Origin of the sequence: Falsihalocynthiibacter arcticus (genome assembly GCF_000812665.2) — a bacterium.
GTDB classification, from domain to species: domain Bacteria; phylum Pseudomonadota; class Alphaproteobacteria; order Rhodobacterales; family Rhodobacteraceae; genus Falsihalocynthiibacter; species Falsihalocynthiibacter arcticus.
This window is the reverse complement of record NZ_CP014327.1, coordinates 1531792-1547861: the sequence shown is the minus strand read 5'-3', so window position 1 is coordinate 1547861 and position 16070 is coordinate 1531792. Positions and strand designations below refer to the sequence as shown.

General features: G+C 53.1%; 12 protein-coding genes and 2 pseudogenes. All 14 read left to right on the top strand.

All coding sequences use genetic code 11. The features are described 5' to 3' along the window. The first annotated feature begins 74 nt into the window (after positions 1 to 74). The 14 genes and pseudogenes from RC74_RS07670 (at position 75) to RC74_RS07605 (ending at position 16055) form a co-directional block, all read left to right on the top strand. Complete coding sequence (locus RC74_RS07670) at positions 75 to 1103, top strand: L-idonate 5-dehydrogenase (RefSeq protein WP_038999887.1); 1029 nt, start codon at positions 75 to 77, stop codon at positions 1101 to 1103. Further along, entirely contained in the window at positions 1103 to 2542 is a 1440-nt protein-coding gene (locus RC74_RS07665) for a mannitol dehydrogenase family protein (RefSeq protein ID WP_052274541.1), read from the top strand. The genes RC74_RS07670 and RC74_RS07665 overlap by 1 nt, the downstream gene beginning before the upstream one ends. Then, complete coding sequence (locus RC74_RS07660) at positions 2535 to 3032, top strand: TRAP transporter small permease (protein ID WP_236940049.1); 498 nt, start codon at positions 2535 to 2537, stop codon at positions 3030 to 3032. Before RC74_RS07665 ends, RC74_RS07660 begins: the two co-directional genes overlap by 8 nt. A gap of 3 nt (positions 3033 to 3035) precedes the next feature. Continuing rightward, positions 3036 to 4327, top strand: a pseudogene (locus RC74_RS07655) (TRAP transporter large permease). Positions 4328 to 4349: 22 nt separating this feature from the next. Continuing rightward, complete coding sequence (locus tag RC74_RS07650) at positions 4350 to 5354, top strand: TRAP transporter substrate-binding protein (protein ID WP_038999890.1); 1005 nt, start codon at positions 4350 to 4352, stop codon at positions 5352 to 5354. Between the two features lie 1416 nt (positions 5355 to 6770). Beyond that, positions 6771 to 7363 (top strand): annotated as a pseudogene (locus RC74_RS23720) (NAD(P)H-dependent oxidoreductase). Between the two features lie 112 nt (positions 7364 to 7475). Beyond that, positions 7476 to 8486, top strand: coding sequence for an ABC transporter substrate-binding protein (locus RC74_RS07640; protein WP_038999892.1), 1011 nt, complete (start codon positions 7476 to 7478; stop codon positions 8484 to 8486). Between the two features lie 86 nt (positions 8487 to 8572). Continuing rightward, positions 8573 to 9361, top strand: a complete 789-nt coding sequence (locus tag RC74_RS07635) for an ABC transporter ATP-binding protein (RefSeq protein WP_052274542.1) — start codon at positions 8573 to 8575, stop codon at positions 9359 to 9361. After that, entirely contained in the window at positions 9361 to 10206 is an 846-nt protein-coding gene (locus RC74_RS07630; protein ID WP_038999894.1) for an ABC transporter permease, read from the top strand. The genes RC74_RS07635 and RC74_RS07630 overlap by 1 nt, the downstream gene beginning before the upstream one ends. 6 nt (positions 10207 to 10212) lie before the next feature. Beyond that, on the top strand, positions 10213 to 12099 hold the full coding sequence (locus tag RC74_RS07625) for a bifunctional metallophosphatase/5'-nucleotidase (protein WP_062628174.1): 1887 nt from the start codon (positions 10213 to 10215) through the stop codon (positions 12097 to 12099). Beyond that, complete coding sequence (locus RC74_RS07620; RefSeq protein WP_038999895.1) at positions 12086 to 12898, top strand: creatininase family protein; 813 nt, start codon at positions 12086 to 12088, stop codon at positions 12896 to 12898. The genes RC74_RS07625 and RC74_RS07620 overlap by 14 nt, the downstream gene beginning before the upstream one ends. After that, positions 12895 to 14190, top strand: a complete 1296-nt coding sequence (locus tag RC74_RS07615; protein ID WP_038999896.1) for an amidohydrolase family protein — start codon at positions 12895 to 12897, stop codon at positions 14188 to 14190. The genes RC74_RS07620 and RC74_RS07615 overlap by 4 nt, the downstream gene beginning before the upstream one ends. After that, the gene (locus RC74_RS07610; protein ID WP_218918119.1) at positions 14177 to 15562 is read left to right on the top strand and encodes an FAD-binding oxidoreductase; all 1386 of its coding nucleotides are present in this window, start codon (positions 14177 to 14179) and stop codon (positions 15560 to 15562) included. Before RC74_RS07615 ends, RC74_RS07610 begins: the two co-directional genes overlap by 14 nt. A gap of 91 nt (positions 15563 to 15653) precedes the next feature. Continuing rightward, a complete protein-coding gene (locus tag RC74_RS07605) occupies positions 15654 to 16055 on the top strand; it encodes a RidA family protein (protein ID WP_038999898.1) in 402 nt (133 codons plus the stop codon). Positions 16056 to 16070: the final 15 nt, after the last annotated feature.

Sequence of the window (16070 nt, the reverse complement as noted above, 5' to 3'; positions counted from 1 at the left end):
ACTATCAAATAGACTTTATGTTCTAAAACATCACAGATCAAGGTTAAACTTTGATCTTCTAGGGAGGGGAAGACATGAAAGTTTGTGTAATTCACGGCGCTGAAGATGTCCGGATAGAGGACGCTCCGCGTCCAACACCAGAAGCTGGTCAAATCCTGCTTTCTTTTGCGTTTGGTGGGATTTGCGGCTCAGACATTCACTATTTTCAACACGGGCGTGTCGGCGATTCCGTTCTGCGCGCGCCTTTGGTTATGGGGCATGAATTCTCGGCCGTCGTCCTAGAATCTGGCCCGGTTGTAGAAGGCTTCACTCATGGCGATAAAGTTGCCGTGACGCCAGCACTCCCCTGCCTGAAATGCGAATACTGCCAACGCGGCCTGACAAACCTTTGCACTGACATGTCCTTTATGGGCAGCGCCGCGCGTGTTCCCCATTGCAATGGCGGTTTCGCCAGTGAGTTGGTGGTCGAAGCGCGCCAGTGCATCAAACTGCCAGACGACGCGGACCTGCGCCATGTTGCCATGGCCGAACCTTATGCGGTTGCCCTGCATGCCGTATCGATGGCCGGAGATTTGCATGGCGCGACGGTTTTAATCACGGGCGCTGGGGTGATCGGCCAAATGTGTGCAATTGCTGCCCGTGCGGCGGGTGCTGCACGCATTTTGATGAGTGACATTGCCCCCGCCGCGCTGGAACGCGCAAAAGCACTTGGTGTGGATGAAGTGTTCGATGTAGCCGATGGCACTGCAATGGCCGACCTTTCAAGCGTTCCGCAATGCGATGCCGTGTTTGAAGCTTCGGGCGCGGCACCTGCACTCAACGTCGCAATCGCCGCCACAAAACCGCGCGGAACCGTGGTTCAGGTAGGCTTCCTTCCACCACAGGCCCCAGTTGATCTGGCCAAATTATTGACCCGTGAGATCACACTTGTTGGTACCTACCGCTTCATTGACGATTTCGCAGAAGCCGTGCGCCAGATCGTGTCAGGCGAGGTTGATTTGCGCCCGATGATCTCGGCCGACATGTCACTCGACGATCCAGATGCCGTTTTTGCCCGCGCCCTAGATAAGACCGACACGTTGAAGGTTATGGTGCATTTCTGATGACGCTGCCTCTTTCCTACGACCGCTCAAACCTTCGGCCGCGCGCCGCACACCTTGGAGTGGGCGCGTTTCATCGCGCGCATCAACAAGGGTACTATGACGATTTGGCGCGCTCTTCATCCAACTCAAGCGACAGTTGGGGTGTTGTCGGAGTTAACTTAACACCCCCAGATATCTCGGATGTGCACAGCGCACAGGACGGTTGCTTTAACGTTTTGACCGAGGATGGCGATGGACGTGAGTGCCGCACAATCGGAACATTGCTACGCGTGAGTGATGCCAAAGACGCGGCAAAGGTCGACTGGTCCGGCATCGAATTTGTCACGCTAACGATTACGGAAAAGGGGTATTGCCACCACGCGGGTGGCATGGAATTGGACTTAAGCAAAGTCGCCGCCGACCTCGTAAACCCAGAAAACCCACACACAGCTATCGGTTATCTCGCATCGATGCTTGAACGCAGACGCCGCGCACAGGGCGGACCGATCACACTGGCAAGCTGTGACAATGTTGCCGACAATGGCATGTTGCTTGGCGCAGTCCTGCAAGATTATGTCGCGCGCGTATTCCCAGATCTTTCTGCATGGCTCAACGCCAATGTCACGTTTCCAACTTCGATGGTCGACCGTATCGTTCCCGCCATGTCCACCGCCAGCCGTGACAGGCTCCAAACTGCCTGTGGGCATGAGGATGCGCTGGGAGTCGTTGCGGAACCCTTCCGGCAATGGGTGATCGAAGACCGCTTTGCTGCCGCGCGCCCCGCTTTTGAGCAAGTCGGCGTACAAATCGTGGACAACCTCGCACCTTATGAGCATATGAAACACCGTCTTTTGAACGGATTACAATCCTCATACGCCGAACTTGGGCGTCTTTGTGGACATCAAGGGTCATATGCGGCGTCAACCGATCCAGACCTTGCCTGCTGGGCGTCTGTGTTCCTCGCGTCGCAGGCCACAACATTGCACTGTCCCAAGGGCGAAAACCTCACGGAATACGGCCTCACTAGCCTAAAGCGCCTACAAAACCCAACGATCCACCACCCGTTGAACCAAATTGCCAGCGACGCCAGCTTCAAACTACCTCAGCGCATTGGAGCACCAGCGGCAGAACGCCTCGAACGCGGGCTCGCTGCTACGCCACAGGCGATGGTTATTGCGGGATGGGCGTTGCAAGGCGGGGACACGCGCCCAGATGCAGACGGCGTTGTGACCGCAGATCCAATGGGGCCAGAAATTGCAAACCTGCGCGCACGTCACGCGGCGTCCGCAGTGGATCTCGCGCAAGCTGTTCTAGCCCTGCCGATTTGGCCGAGCCGCCTTAGGGATGATGCAGGTTTTGCCGCCGACACCGCCTACTGGATTCAGACGTTTGCAGGGCAACCAGCAGAAGCCAGCCGCGCAAAAATTGGCGCATTTTCAAGGGAGAATACGAATGCGTAAGTATCTGGGTGGCCGGTCGCCCGAAGAATGGCTGGGTGCGATTTTGATGACGGTTGTGGTTGCCCTTTTGGGCTTTCAGGTCGTCGCAAGATTTGGCATGGGGCGTTCATTTAGCTGGCTGGAAGAAGTGAGCCGCTTTGCCTTTGTTTGGTCGGTTTATTTTGGCTTTATCATTGCCGCCGAGAGCGACCGCCATATTCGCGTTTCGTTACACCTAGACATGCTGCCAAATAAGGCACGGTTGGCCATGCTAACATTGGCCGATGTTCTGTGGCTTGCCTTCAATGCTGTGGTGATTTGGTATGGATATTGGTTCACAATATCGATGTTCGAATTCCCCTACATCTCGCAAACGACCGGAATCAATCTTGTCTGGGTACAGATGATCGTACCGCTTGGTTTTACCTTCATGTCAGTGCGCGTCATCCAAGTGATGGTGCGGCGTTGGCGCACGGGCGAAGGCCCTGTTGACGCGCGGATGGGGGACTAAACCATGGATCCAACACTAATAATGTCACTGTCGTTCGTTGTGTTTTTGTTGATCGGGGTGCCCGTCGGCATTTCTATCGGCATGGCAGCGGTACTGGCGATGACCTCGGCCAATATGCCGATGTCCTACCTCGTTCAAACCGCTTATTCTGCGGTCGACGAATTTACAATCATCGCGGTCCCTATGTTTATTCTCGCGGGAACACTGATGGAGAAAGGCGGCCTCACGCGGCGGCTGATCGGGTTTAGCCGCGCCATCGTTGGTCCCGCGCCCGGTGGTTTGGCGACGGTTACCATTGTTGCCTGTACCTTCTTCGCGGCGATCTCGGGGTCTGGCCCCGCGACGACTGCTGCAATCGGGTCCATCATGATCCCGTCAATGATCAAAGACGGTTATGATAAGGGTTTTGCCGCCGCAATCACGTCCTCCGCGGGGGGATCGGCGTGGTTATCCCACCCTCAATTCCAATGATCATTTACGGCATTACATCGGAAACCTCGATCAGTGCTCTGTTCATCGCAGGGGTCATCCCCGGCCTGATGTTGGCGGTTGCGCTCTGGCTTACAAGCCGTTTCATTTCGGTACGTCGTGGTTATAGTTCAGGCGATGTAGGCGCGCGCAATCGCGCCGATATTCGCCGCGCCGCGTGGGATGCAAAATGGGCTCTTGCCGCACCTGTCATTATTTTGGGTGGCATCTATACGGGAATTTTTACGGTCACTGAGGCCTCGGTCGTGGCTGTACTTTACGCGCTATTCGTCGGAATTTTTGTGTACCGTGAAATCCGTTTGAACCTGTATATCGACTCTGTGGTATATGCGGTGCGGATCACGGGAACCGTGATGCTGGTTCTGGTGACTGGGCGAATTATCGGGCGCATGTTGTCAATGTTCCAAGTGCCGCAAATGGTGTCGGGCTACTTGATTGATACGATTTCTGATCCGACCATGCTGATCTTGATGGTTCTCCTGATGCTGGTTTTTATCGGCATGTGGATGGAGACGCTGACCCAAATCATCATTCTTACACCCCTGTTGTTACCCGTTGTGACCAACGTGGGGATTGACCCGATCCAATTCGGTATCATTTTCGTGATTGCCTGCGAGATCGGCTACTCAACGCCGCCCCTTGGGGTAAACCTGTTCGTCGCCTCAGAGATAGGCGAGACGACGGTCGAAAGGGTCTCAAAGGCCTCAATACCATTCCTTTGCGCCGAGATTATAGTGATGGGGCTTGTCGCCTTCATTCCTGAACTCACGCTTTGGCTGCCCAGCATGATGGGCTTCATTCGCTAACTATTAACTGGAGGAGACGACTATGAAACTTATAACCAAAACTCTAATGACGGCGGCACTTGCCCTGTCAGTGGCCCTACCTGCTGCGGCGGCGGACTACACTATGCGCCTGAGCCACGGCGACAACGAAAACAACCCGACCCACAAAGGCGCTTTGAAATTCGAAGAACTGGTCGAGAAGTACTCAGATGGTCGTATTGACGTGGTGATTTTCCCATCGAACCAACTCGGCTCAGAGCAAGAAGTCGCACAGGCCTTGCGCATGGGTTCGATTGAATCCGAGATCCTTTATACTGGCAATCTGGTTCCACTCGCCCCTTCCGTGGGCGTGATGATGCTGCCCTATGCGTTTACATCCAACGAAGAAGCGCATGCCGCTATGGACGCCCTCAAAGGCCCATTGAACGAACGCCTGCCAAAAGAGGCCGGTGTCCGCATTCTTGGTTACTTTGAAAAGGGTTTCCGGGTTCTGACCAATGGCGAACGTGAAGTGAAGGCGCTTGACGATCTGCAAGGTCTGAAAATCCGTGTCTCGAAAAACAACATCGCAATTGAGACGTTCAAATCTTGGGGACTCGATCCTATCCCAATGGCTTGGGCTGAAGTTTTCCCAGCACTCCAACAAGGTGTTATTGACGGTCAGGAAAACCCATACACAACCGCGATTTCGTCAAAATTCTATGAGGTCCAAAAGTATATCACCGACGTTCATTATCTGATTTGGTCCGGGCCAATCATCGTTTCTGATCGTTTCTATCAAGGGCTACCAGAAGACCTTCAAGCCGTCTTGAATAAAGCCGGCGAAGAGGCCGCAAACTATGAGCGTGAAGTTTCAGCGGAAGAAACTGCGGCAGCCAAAGTCAAACTGGCTGAACTCGGCATGATCTTATCTGGTACCCCCGTGGACGAAGAAAAATGGCAAGAAGCGGCAAAGGCGCTTTGGCCAGGGTTTGCCGCCGATATTGGTGGCGAAGCTTGGGTCACAGAAGCGACCCAAATCATGAATGATGCTATTGCGGCGCAGTAAACCGAACCTCTAAGATACGGAACAACTATCTGGGGCCCCGACATTGCGTCTGGGGCCCTTTTGCCATCTTCAAACTAGGGGGTGCTGCCAGACGAACTCAAACTCGCCCCCGGACCCTTTGCTGGCTGGCAATCCCCCTAAAATCGGAAACATACATCAGTTGGTGTTTGCGCCGCGAAAAGTTTTCTACGACGATAGAATGACTTGTTTTTGAATTACCACCCTATTTACAACAGAGTAATTTGAGTTTGTTTACCGTTGGCGCGGGATTTAGAAGTTTTTTCTAATTACCACATCCATTGCTTCAAATATTTTTCTTACCGCATCAGTTACATTAGTCTCAACACTTATGCGTTTAAGTCGGAGTGAACCATATCTATTTTGTCCCGTGGCGCTGGCTTAGCTTCGATAACCGCTTCAAGCACAAAACTTAACTGTTGCCCAAGACTTGGATGTCGGCTTTAGGAAAGCCACTTAGTGGCATAGGTCCACTAAACAAGTATTCCCGTTGGGCCGTTTACGACAATATCTAGTTTCTAAGAGTGTTGCTTCGCCACAACAGATGCAAATGGCTCCTCTTGCTTCCACAGTGCTGAATCGCGGACGCGAACGGCCGCCCAGATGCGGTTCGTAAACTATTGATATGTGTGTGTGTAATATTTGGTTGCGGGAGCAGGAATTGGACACTGTTTCACGAGCTTAACTGAAATCTGGATTGCGCGGTAACGTCGCCTGACCGGCAGCATGAAAGTTTGATCGGCGATAGCGGATATAACGCGCTATCGCTGCTAATGTTCGCTTCGAAACCAGTAGGGTGCGTTTTGAAAAAGAATGAGGCCTATAAGTATCTCATCTTATTCTCCGTTTCTGCAACCACACAAAGAACATCCAGCCAATCAGACCAGTCACGATTCCGATATCCGCACAGCGCTTGTAACGGCTGCATGGGCTATAGGGATCTGCTTGGGATAAAAGACGCCAGCCGAAGTGCTCCGTGTAAATATTTTGGAGAAAATGCGATGCACTCCTTACTCTAGCGCGAATATGAGGCGCGGTTCAAATATCGCTGGCATGCAATTGCGGCGACCAGTCCAATCGTTTTTTCCGCATCTCGGATGCGGACATGGGAGCAAAATCTGCCCTCTAAACGTTTCGCGGTTAACGCCTGTTAATTTTTAACTGCCTAGATGCAGTGCATACAGCCCAGTCAGGGATTAAATAATGTGCATTACTTGGGACGTGTGGACATCGACCGTGAGCCTCGTTTGACATGGTGTAAATCGGAACGTAGGCATAAGAGGTTATTATATCACAGTCGTTACTGGCTTGGCTTAAATGCTACTGATATTCCAACACCACGCGCCTGAATATATCGGGAGCTGCGGGGCTTTTTGATTTTAGGTCAAGGACTCTCGCTTGAAAACGCTACTTATTTATGCACATCCAGTTCCCACCAGCTTCAACGCAGCAATATTTGAGGTCACGAAAAAGGCCCTTGCGGATGCGGGGCATGACGTGCGGATCATCGACCTCTATGCTGAAGGCTTCGATCCGGTTTTAAGCCGCGAAGACCGAGAAGCCTATCTGACAGACACGCAAAGCCTAATTGATAAGGTACCCGCACATGTCGCAAATCTACAATGGGCCGAAGCTTTGGTTTTTGTATTCCCAACTTGGTATTATGGCCCCCCGCAATCCTGAAAGGGTGGTTCGAACGGGTTTGGCTCTCTGGCGTGACCTTTGAAGTCGCGGAACAAAAGGGCCAGACGACATCCTCCAAAATCAAAAACATCCGCCGACTGATGGTCATTACCACGTCTGGATCACCTGCATGGTGGATGTTCCTCGTCGGCAACCCGTGCAAACGGTTGTTTATGCGCGCCTTGCGCGTGCTGTTCCACGCACGGTGTAAATCAACGTGGCTGCAACTTTATGAGATGAATGTCATCGGCGACCCCGAGCGCAAAAAGTTTCTGGAGAAGGTCCAGCGCAAGGTTTCCAGATTGTAATCGTCATCACACGGACACAGCCAAAACACACATTAGAAAGCATGTTCGCCTTACCTCCTAAGGCGCACAAATAACACACAAGATTAACTATAAAATCAAAAGGGACGTTACTATGTATATCAAAAAAATCGGACTTGGAGTCTTTGGTGCTATGCTGGCGGGTACAGGTGCGCACGCGAATGAAGCCATTACTTTCGGCACAAACTGGGTTGCCCAAGCTGAGCATGGCGGCTTCTATCAGGCGGTTGCCGATGGCACCTATGCCGATTGCGGACTAGACGTAACGATTGTTGCCGGTGGTCCGAATGTGAACAACCGCGCCCTTTTGCTTGCTGGTAAAATTGATTTCCTGATGGACGGCAACTTGTTGCAACCTTTCAACTCGGCCGCTGAAGACATTCCAATGGTTGTCGTTTCCGCCATATTCCAAAAGGAGCCACAGGTTATCATGACCCACCCAGGCCAAGGTCTGGATACATGGGAAAGCTTAAAAACAGCCGATACATTGCTGATCGGCAATGGCGGCTATCAGTCATTCTATCGTTGGATGGTCAGCACCGGATTCCGCGATGAACAGCGCAAGCCCTATACCTATAACTCAGCCCCGTTCCTGACGGATTTGAAAAGTGGCCAGCAGGGCTATGTGACATCTGAACCCTACGCGATCCAGACCGAAGCCGGTTTTGAACCGAATGTTTTCCTTCTCGCCGACAACGGTTTTAACACTTATTCCACGCTGATCGCTGCCATGCAGAAAACGGTGGACACCAAACCTGAAGTTGTTCAGTGCTTTGTAGATGCCTCTGCAATCGGGTGGAACAACTATCTGTATGGCGACGCGACTGCGGCAAATGCATTGATCCAAGCCGAGAACCCTGACCTAGGCGATGCCAACATTGCCTTTGCCGTGGAACAGTTGAAAAAATACGGCATCGTTGATTCAGGCGAATCCGAGACAACGGGTATTGGCAGCATGTCAATGGAACGCATTGCTAGTTTCTACGAAAAGATGGTCACCGCTGGCGTTGTCGAAGCCGGTCTCGATTATGAATCCGTCGTAGATCTGAGCTTTGTAAACAAAGGTGTTGGGCTGGATGTTAAATCCAGGCTTTTAGGCAACTAAACCAAAAAACAATACGCTACCGTATTGAAGCGATAGCACAGAGGCAGGGGTAAATAGACTCCTGCCTACCAATACCGAGGGACCTCATGAACACCAAAACACTTCTGTCACTCAAGCAAATTGGCAAAACCTTCTCAAATGGGACAGTCGCCCTTCAAGACATGTCTTTGGACGTGCATGAAGGCTCCTTTGTAAGTTTACTTGGCCCCTCAGGTTGTGGGAAATCAACCGCGCTCAAGATCGTTGCGGGCTTGGGAAACCTCACCACCGGCAGCATGAGTTGGCCCACAGCATCCGTTGATCCGCTGGGCCGTCCCGATCACGAAATCTCGTTTGTTTTTCAGGAACCCACATTGATGCTTTGGGCGACTGTGTTTGACAATGTCTGGCTGCCTCTGCGCTTAAAAGGCGTCAAGAAAAAAGCTGCCCGCGCCGCGGTTGAAGAAGCGTTGGAGATGGTTGGATTGCAAGATTTTGCAGCCTCCTACCCTCGTGAACTTTCTGGTGGTATGAAAATGCGCGTTTCGATCGCCCGCGCGCTAGTGACCCGCCCCAAACTCTTGTTGATGGATGAGCCCTTTGCCGCGCTTGATGAAATCACCCGTTCCAAATTAAACGACGATCTCCTGCGCCTATGGCAAAAGATGAACTGGACTGTCATCTTTGTCACCCACTCCGTGTTCGAAAGCGCCTACCTTTCCGACCGTATTGTCGTTATGGCCGCCCGCCCCGGACGTGTGGTCGCAGATATTGCGGTTGATGCCCCTTACCCGCGAGACAGTTCAGAGTTCAGAAGCTCACCAACTTATACGAATGCCTGCAACTCCGCGTCAAAGGCCTTGCACGCCGCGATGCTCTCGGGAGACCACATGTAATGACCGACACACCGAACCTCCCGCTCGACCTTGTTGAGCAGCGCAAGGCACGAATTGCCCGCAATGAACGGATCGGCCGCTGGCTTTTGCCCATTATCGTCATCGTTCTGACTATCGTCGGATGGGACCGCTTTTGCGTCATCAACGAAGTCCCTCACTACGTCATTCCCAGACCGGGCCGCGTTCTGGAGGCATTGATCGAAGACTGGTCTTTGCTGATCTCCTCATTGGGGGCCACGCTGCTCATAACCTTCTCCGCGCTCACACTCGCAATTGTCGGTGGGGTGGGCTTAGCGATCCTTTTTGCCCAGTCGAAATGGGTCGAGATGTCATTCTTTCCCTATGCGATTATGCTGCAGGTCACGCCGATCATCGTCATCGCACCGCTGATTTTTATCTACGTGGACTCAAAGTTCATTGGTTTACTGATCTGTGCGTGGATCGTAGCGTTCTTTCCCATTCTGTCCAACACGACGCTTGGCCTGAAATCCGCCGACCACAACCTTGTTGACATGATGAAACTATATGGGGCCTCGCGCTGGCAAACCTTGCGGTTTCTCCGCTTGCCCTCTGCCTTGCCTTACTTCCTTGGCGGTCTGAAAATTGCCGGTGGGCTTTCCCTTATCGGGGCCATTGTGGCGGAATTCGTGGCGGGTTCTGGCGGCGCTGGCTCCGGCTTGGCTTTTCGCATTCTTGAAGCGAGCTACCGCCTGAATATTCCGCGTATGTTCGCGGCGATCCTGCTGATCTCTTTCACAGGCATCCTGATTTTTATGGCGATGAGTTTTCTATCTTGGCTGTTCCTACACAAATGGCACGAAAGCGCCATCAAACGAGAAATGTAGCAAAACATGCCCACAAAACCGAACATAATGGCCACCGATGGTGGTGGTCTGCGACTACAAGAGGTTGCCCCGAACCCTGCGGGTCATATTGAACGTCTGTTTTTGCTACAAGGCAAGCCTGCTTCGCAAATTGAAAATGCTGATATCCTCCCCGCCGCACCTCAGGGCGGTCGGTTGCGCATTTTCTATTTCAATGACCTCCACAATCATCTGTCTGATCTGTCCGGCCCTACGGCTGGTACACACAGGTTTTCACAAATGGTCAAACGCGTCCGCGCGGCTGACGAACCGGTACTTTTCCTTTCCATCGGCGACGATCACACAGGCACAATGCTGGATGAGTTAATTGGGTGGAACGAGGAAAGCTTCAAACTTGACCCAAGCTACCGCGCATATTCTGCTGCCGGAGTTGATGCCTCGGTTCTGGGCAACCATGAATTTGATCGCGGGACTGCACTCTTGGTCAAAGGCATACGCCAAGACGCCGCATTTCCTATCCTCAGCGCGAATGTGCATGGGTCACAGCACTTGGAGGTTGGCACCGATTATGCTCCCGCGGCAATTGCCTTGATTGGCGGGTTGCGCGTGGGAATGATCGGGCTGACAACCCATGTTGAAACCCGCGTGGGCCAGCTAAGCGACCCGAAATTGGCGGTGGCATCCCCTGTCACCAGCCTCAATAATATCCTGCCTGCAATTGCCCCCTTGGTCGATGTCGTTCTGGTCATGTCCCACTGCGGATATGGCGACGGCGCGCATAAAAGCGGCAAGGCCGCAGCCGCACGCGATCTTGGCGAGGCCGATTTTTCCATTGCCTGCGCGGCAGCCAAAATCACCGCCAAGCCTCTGCTCATCCTTGGGGCTCATACCCACACCAAGTTGAACGAAAATGGGCTGGAAGCCGAGAATATCTTTGACGGCATCCCGATTTTCCAAAGTGAATGTAAGGGCCAATATCTGGGCGAACTCGACATCAGCGTACACGCGGGCAATATGGTCATCAATGGATCACGCCTACATCCAATCAAGCCCAACGCCCAAGGGGCCGCCCCAGATGACATCAGCCAACGGCCCGAAGACTATGACGTAGACTTTCAGGAAACGGTCATTGATCCAATCCTTGCGCAAGTCACAGAGGCCCTCAGCGCCAAATTGACAACCGTATCGACCAACCGCCTATCCTACAAAGACGCGGTTTTGGCCCGCTATGCGAGCGAATCCGCTTTAGGAAATTTTGTCTGTGATACCATCCATACGCGGCTGAATGATTTGGGGAATGCGGCTGATTTCGCTCTTGTAAACGGTGCAACACTTCAGGCGGGCGTAGAGCAAGGCCCATTGACTGCGGGCGATTGGTTCAACGTACTGCCCTACGCCGATGAGGTGTTCATCGTAGATGTTACCGGCGCGCAATTGCGTGACATTTTACACTCCAATGCGCAGCGTATCCTGAGATCTGATGAAATCGGGATCGTGGATCACACAGAGTTCCTCCCCCGCGGCTTTTTCCACAGCTCGGCGCAACTGCGCTACCGAATTGTCGAAGGCGCAACCGCGGCGCAGGCCAGCGTCACGGATATTACCGTTTGCGACCAACCTCTTGAGGCTCAACTTGATCGTACTTTCCACGTCATCATGTCAACCTATCTGGCATTGGGCGGATTTGGCGAACGCTGGAACGGCATGCCCATTAGCGGCGGAGTGCCGGGTAATTTGCAAGGCTACGATCTGCGCGAACTGCCCTCTTACAATACGGGTCTTGTGTTCCGAGATGAGATCTCTGCCCTCCTGCGTGGAGGTATAGATTTAACCGATCAAACTGTTGCAGATATCGACGGACGCTTGATCGTGACCAACACTTCAACAACCGAGGCTCCACATGAAACCGAATGATCCCGCCCGCCTCTATTGGGCCAATCACACCAGCGAAAGCCTTGCGGAAATGGTCGCGCGCGATCCTGTTGCCGTTCTGCCCATTGGCGCGATTGAGCAACACGGCCCGCATTTGCCTTTGGCGGTAGACACTGACATCAATCGCGGTTTGGTCAAAGCAACGGCGGATATTCTGGCGCCCCAAGACCTGCCCGTTTTGTTCTTGCCAACCATGCCCATCGGCAAAAGCACTGAACATCTAGACTTCCCTGGCTCGTTGTCATTTTCCACCCAAACTCTGATCGCCATGTGGATGGAAATTGGCGAATGTGTCGCGAAAACGGGCATCAAACGGTTGGTGTTTTTCAACAGCCACGGTGGCCAAGTCGCTCCAATGGATATTGTCGCCCGTGATCTGCGCGTAAAATACGATCTTCTGACCTTCTCGTGCAACTGGTTCGGGTTGGGCCTGCCAGATGGCCTGCTTTCGGAGCATGAAAACACTTATGGCATCCACGCCGGAGAGTTGGAAACATCAATGATGCTGCAACTTCAACCAGAAAAATGCCGCATGGCAAAGGCGCAAAACTTCCGATCACATATCGAAGATCTAAACACCAACACCCGCCATCTTGGCTTGGGGGCTGGGGGTAAAATAGGTTGGAAAGCAAACGATCTGAATGCCTTTGGTGCGTGTGGGGATGCAACTGTTGCCACGCCAGAAACGGGCGAAGCCGCAATCAACCACGTTGCAGCAGAATTTGCTTCGATGCTGCAGGAAGTGCATGAATATGACCTCACAAAGCGGCCCGCAACATGACGAAATCACCGTCGCGACACATTCTGGGGAATGTCGCCATCCCGCCTGCCCTGTCAGTTTTAGAGCCATCCACCGACGGCTGGTGCCGCGCGGATATTGTCATTGAAGGCGACGAAATAACTGCCGTTCTGCCCTTGGGCACGCCCTCCTTGGACGACAGCCCCCGACACGATGCAAAAGGCTCAATTCTGCTCTCGGCGATGGTTGATTGCCACACCCATATAGACAAAGCGCATGTCGCCGCTTTTCACGATTTTCCTGCGGGTGATTTGCTTGCGGCGATTGTGTCCATGGCCTCATACAAACAAAGTTGGACCGCCGAGACCCTCACCCAACGCGTTGAATTCTCTTTGCGCTCAGCATACGCTTACGGGGTGCGTGCCATCCGCAGCCACGTGGACTTCTCTCCTGTAGACACCCCTTTTGTCTGGGATGTTATGAGCGCCGCGCAAGACCGTTGGCGCGGGCGTGTGGACCTGCAACTCTCCCCGCTCGCGGGCATCCCTGCTTTTGAGGATACAGATTTCGTCGCGGCGATTTCTGCTGCTGCAAGTCACCAGGGCTGCCTCGGGGTTTTTGTCCATGATCAGCCCGATATGGAAGACCTGTTGCGACCCATTTTCAAGATGGCCGCCGAAAATAATTGGGATTTGGATTTTCATGTTGATGAAGGCACGAACCCCTCCCTGAATGGACTCGCTGCTATCGCAAATCTGACGCAGGAAACTGCTTTTGAGGGGACCGTGCTGTGCGGCCATTGTGTGGCATTAAGCATGTACCCGAAAGTGCAACGCGATACAGTGATGGCCGCCGCAAAAGATGCTGACTTGCATTTTGTATCGCTGCCCTTGAGCAACTTGTACCTCCAATCGCGTGCGCCCAATACACCCCCAATCTACCGCGGGATGGCCCCCGTTGCTCTGTTGGATCAACAGGGGCTGACCCTCTCGCTCGGTGCAGATAACGTGCGTGACGGGTTTTGTGCCTTCGGCGATTTTGACCCTCTTGCCGTTCTCGGTATTGGGGCGCAGGTGGCCCATCTCAATGAGCCACCCCGCGACTGGATATCCCTGATCACCACCAATCCATCCAAGACAATGGGCCTTGAATGGGATGGGATCATTCGCGCCGGTGCGCCTGCCGATCTTGTCCTACTCGACGCCCGTAACAGTGGCGAATTTAACATGCGCAACACCGTCGAGAGGCGCGTTATGCGCCAAGGACAGTGGATTGATGCAACGCGTCCCTCTTTCTCAGAACTCAACAGCGATGGAACACATGATGCAACCTGATATAATCAACTGGGAAGGCTTCACCGCAGATATAGAGGGCATCGCATTCACCGATGCTCCCCAGACAGTAAAGCTCAAATCACGCGATTATTTCTGGTATTCGCCGATTTTGAACAAGCAGTTGCGCAAAAGCTGGGCGCATATGGTTGTCACACCCAAGACCGAAGCGGAGGTCATCACTGTGGCCGCCGCCTGTGCCAAATGGCGCATTCCAGTTACTCCGCGCGGCGGCGGCACCGGTAATTACGGACAGGCCGTGCCCCTTGTTGGCGGCATCATTCTGGACATGACCCAACTGACCGGCATTAGCGAAATTGGCAATGGTTTTGTGCGTTGTGAAACGGGCATCTTGATCGCCGACCTTGACGATTCGGCGCATGAGACGGGCCAAGAACTGCTAATGTGGCCATCAACCCGCTCGCAGGCCACGATTGGCGGGTTTATCTCTGGAGGGTCTGCGGGTATCGGATCGGTCCGACACGGCGTTTTGCGCGATGATGGAAATGTGCGCAGTCTGCGAATAGTCACACTCGAAGAAACCCCGCGCATTATCACGCTGGAAGGTCCCGAAATCCAGAAAGCCCACCATGCCTATGGCACCAATGGCATCATCACGGAACTTGAATTGGCTCTGCAACCGGCCGTCGATTGGCACCACGCCATCGCCCTTTTTGATGAATACACTGATGCCGTGCAATTTGGTGAAGCCTTGTGTTGCGAAGATTACGATATCTATCTAATTTCGGTTGTTGATAAAGGCTTTGCACAATTCTACGACAAGCTGACAGATGTTTTCCCACAGGATAAACACGCAGTTTTCTCAATGGTTGGCCCCAAAACCATAGACGCGTTTACAGCCGACGCCATAACCCACAACGGCTATGTTTCCCTGATGATGAGCGATGTGGAAATCGAAAAGGCGAACCTCCCCCCCGCCTATGAATGCTCGTACAACCACACGACGTTGCAGGCGCTGAAAAAAGACCGCAACTGGACCTACCTGCAAGTCGCTTATCCTCAGCCTTATGATCCTGCGGCAGACACCATTATGCTGGCGGAATACGGGGATGACCTGCTACGTCACCATGAATTTGCCCGCGAACGGGGCGATTACCAACTCTTTGCCATCCCGTTGCTCAAATTCACCACCGCTGAGAAGCTGTACGAGATTACAAAGCGTTACGAAGAGCTCGGCTGCACGGTGTTTGATGCGCACGTCTACACAATCGCCGAGGGTGGGATGAAGCAGGTGGACACCGTTCAGATGGCCTTCAAACAAGACGCAGACCCGCATGGCCTGATGAACCCGGGCAAGACCAGTTATGCAGAAGCCCAAGAGGTCTTGTGCCGTTACGCCATCCCAAGCAGCTAGGCGCATTTAGGACGATAAACTCTCATCGATTCTTTATTGCTCCGAACACGCCAAACCCGAAATAGAAATCCTGTTCAAAAAAGGACACCCCATGAAGCCTCTCACCCCAAAAAACATTGCCTCTCCGTTTGGCGGTTATTCACACGGCGTTTCAGGCGGTGGCGTAGTTTTGACATCAGGCCAGCTGGGATTAGCGGCGGACGGCACTGTTCCTGCCACGGTTACAGAGCAAGCAGAAATTTGCTTTGAAAACATCCGTGCAATCCTTGCCTGTGACGGGCTGGATTTTTCGCATATTTTGCGATTCAGCGCCTATGTCACGGCGCGCGAACATATGGCGGATTATATGAAAGTCCGCGACGCGATGGTTTCGGAGCTTGCGGTGAAGCCCGCATCAACCCTGATGATTGTCTCTGGGTTTACCCGCGCGGAATTTCTTGTCGAGGTCGAAGCAACCGCATTGGCGCCGACGGCTAGGTCATCCCCAAAATAATCTACCACTTTAGGT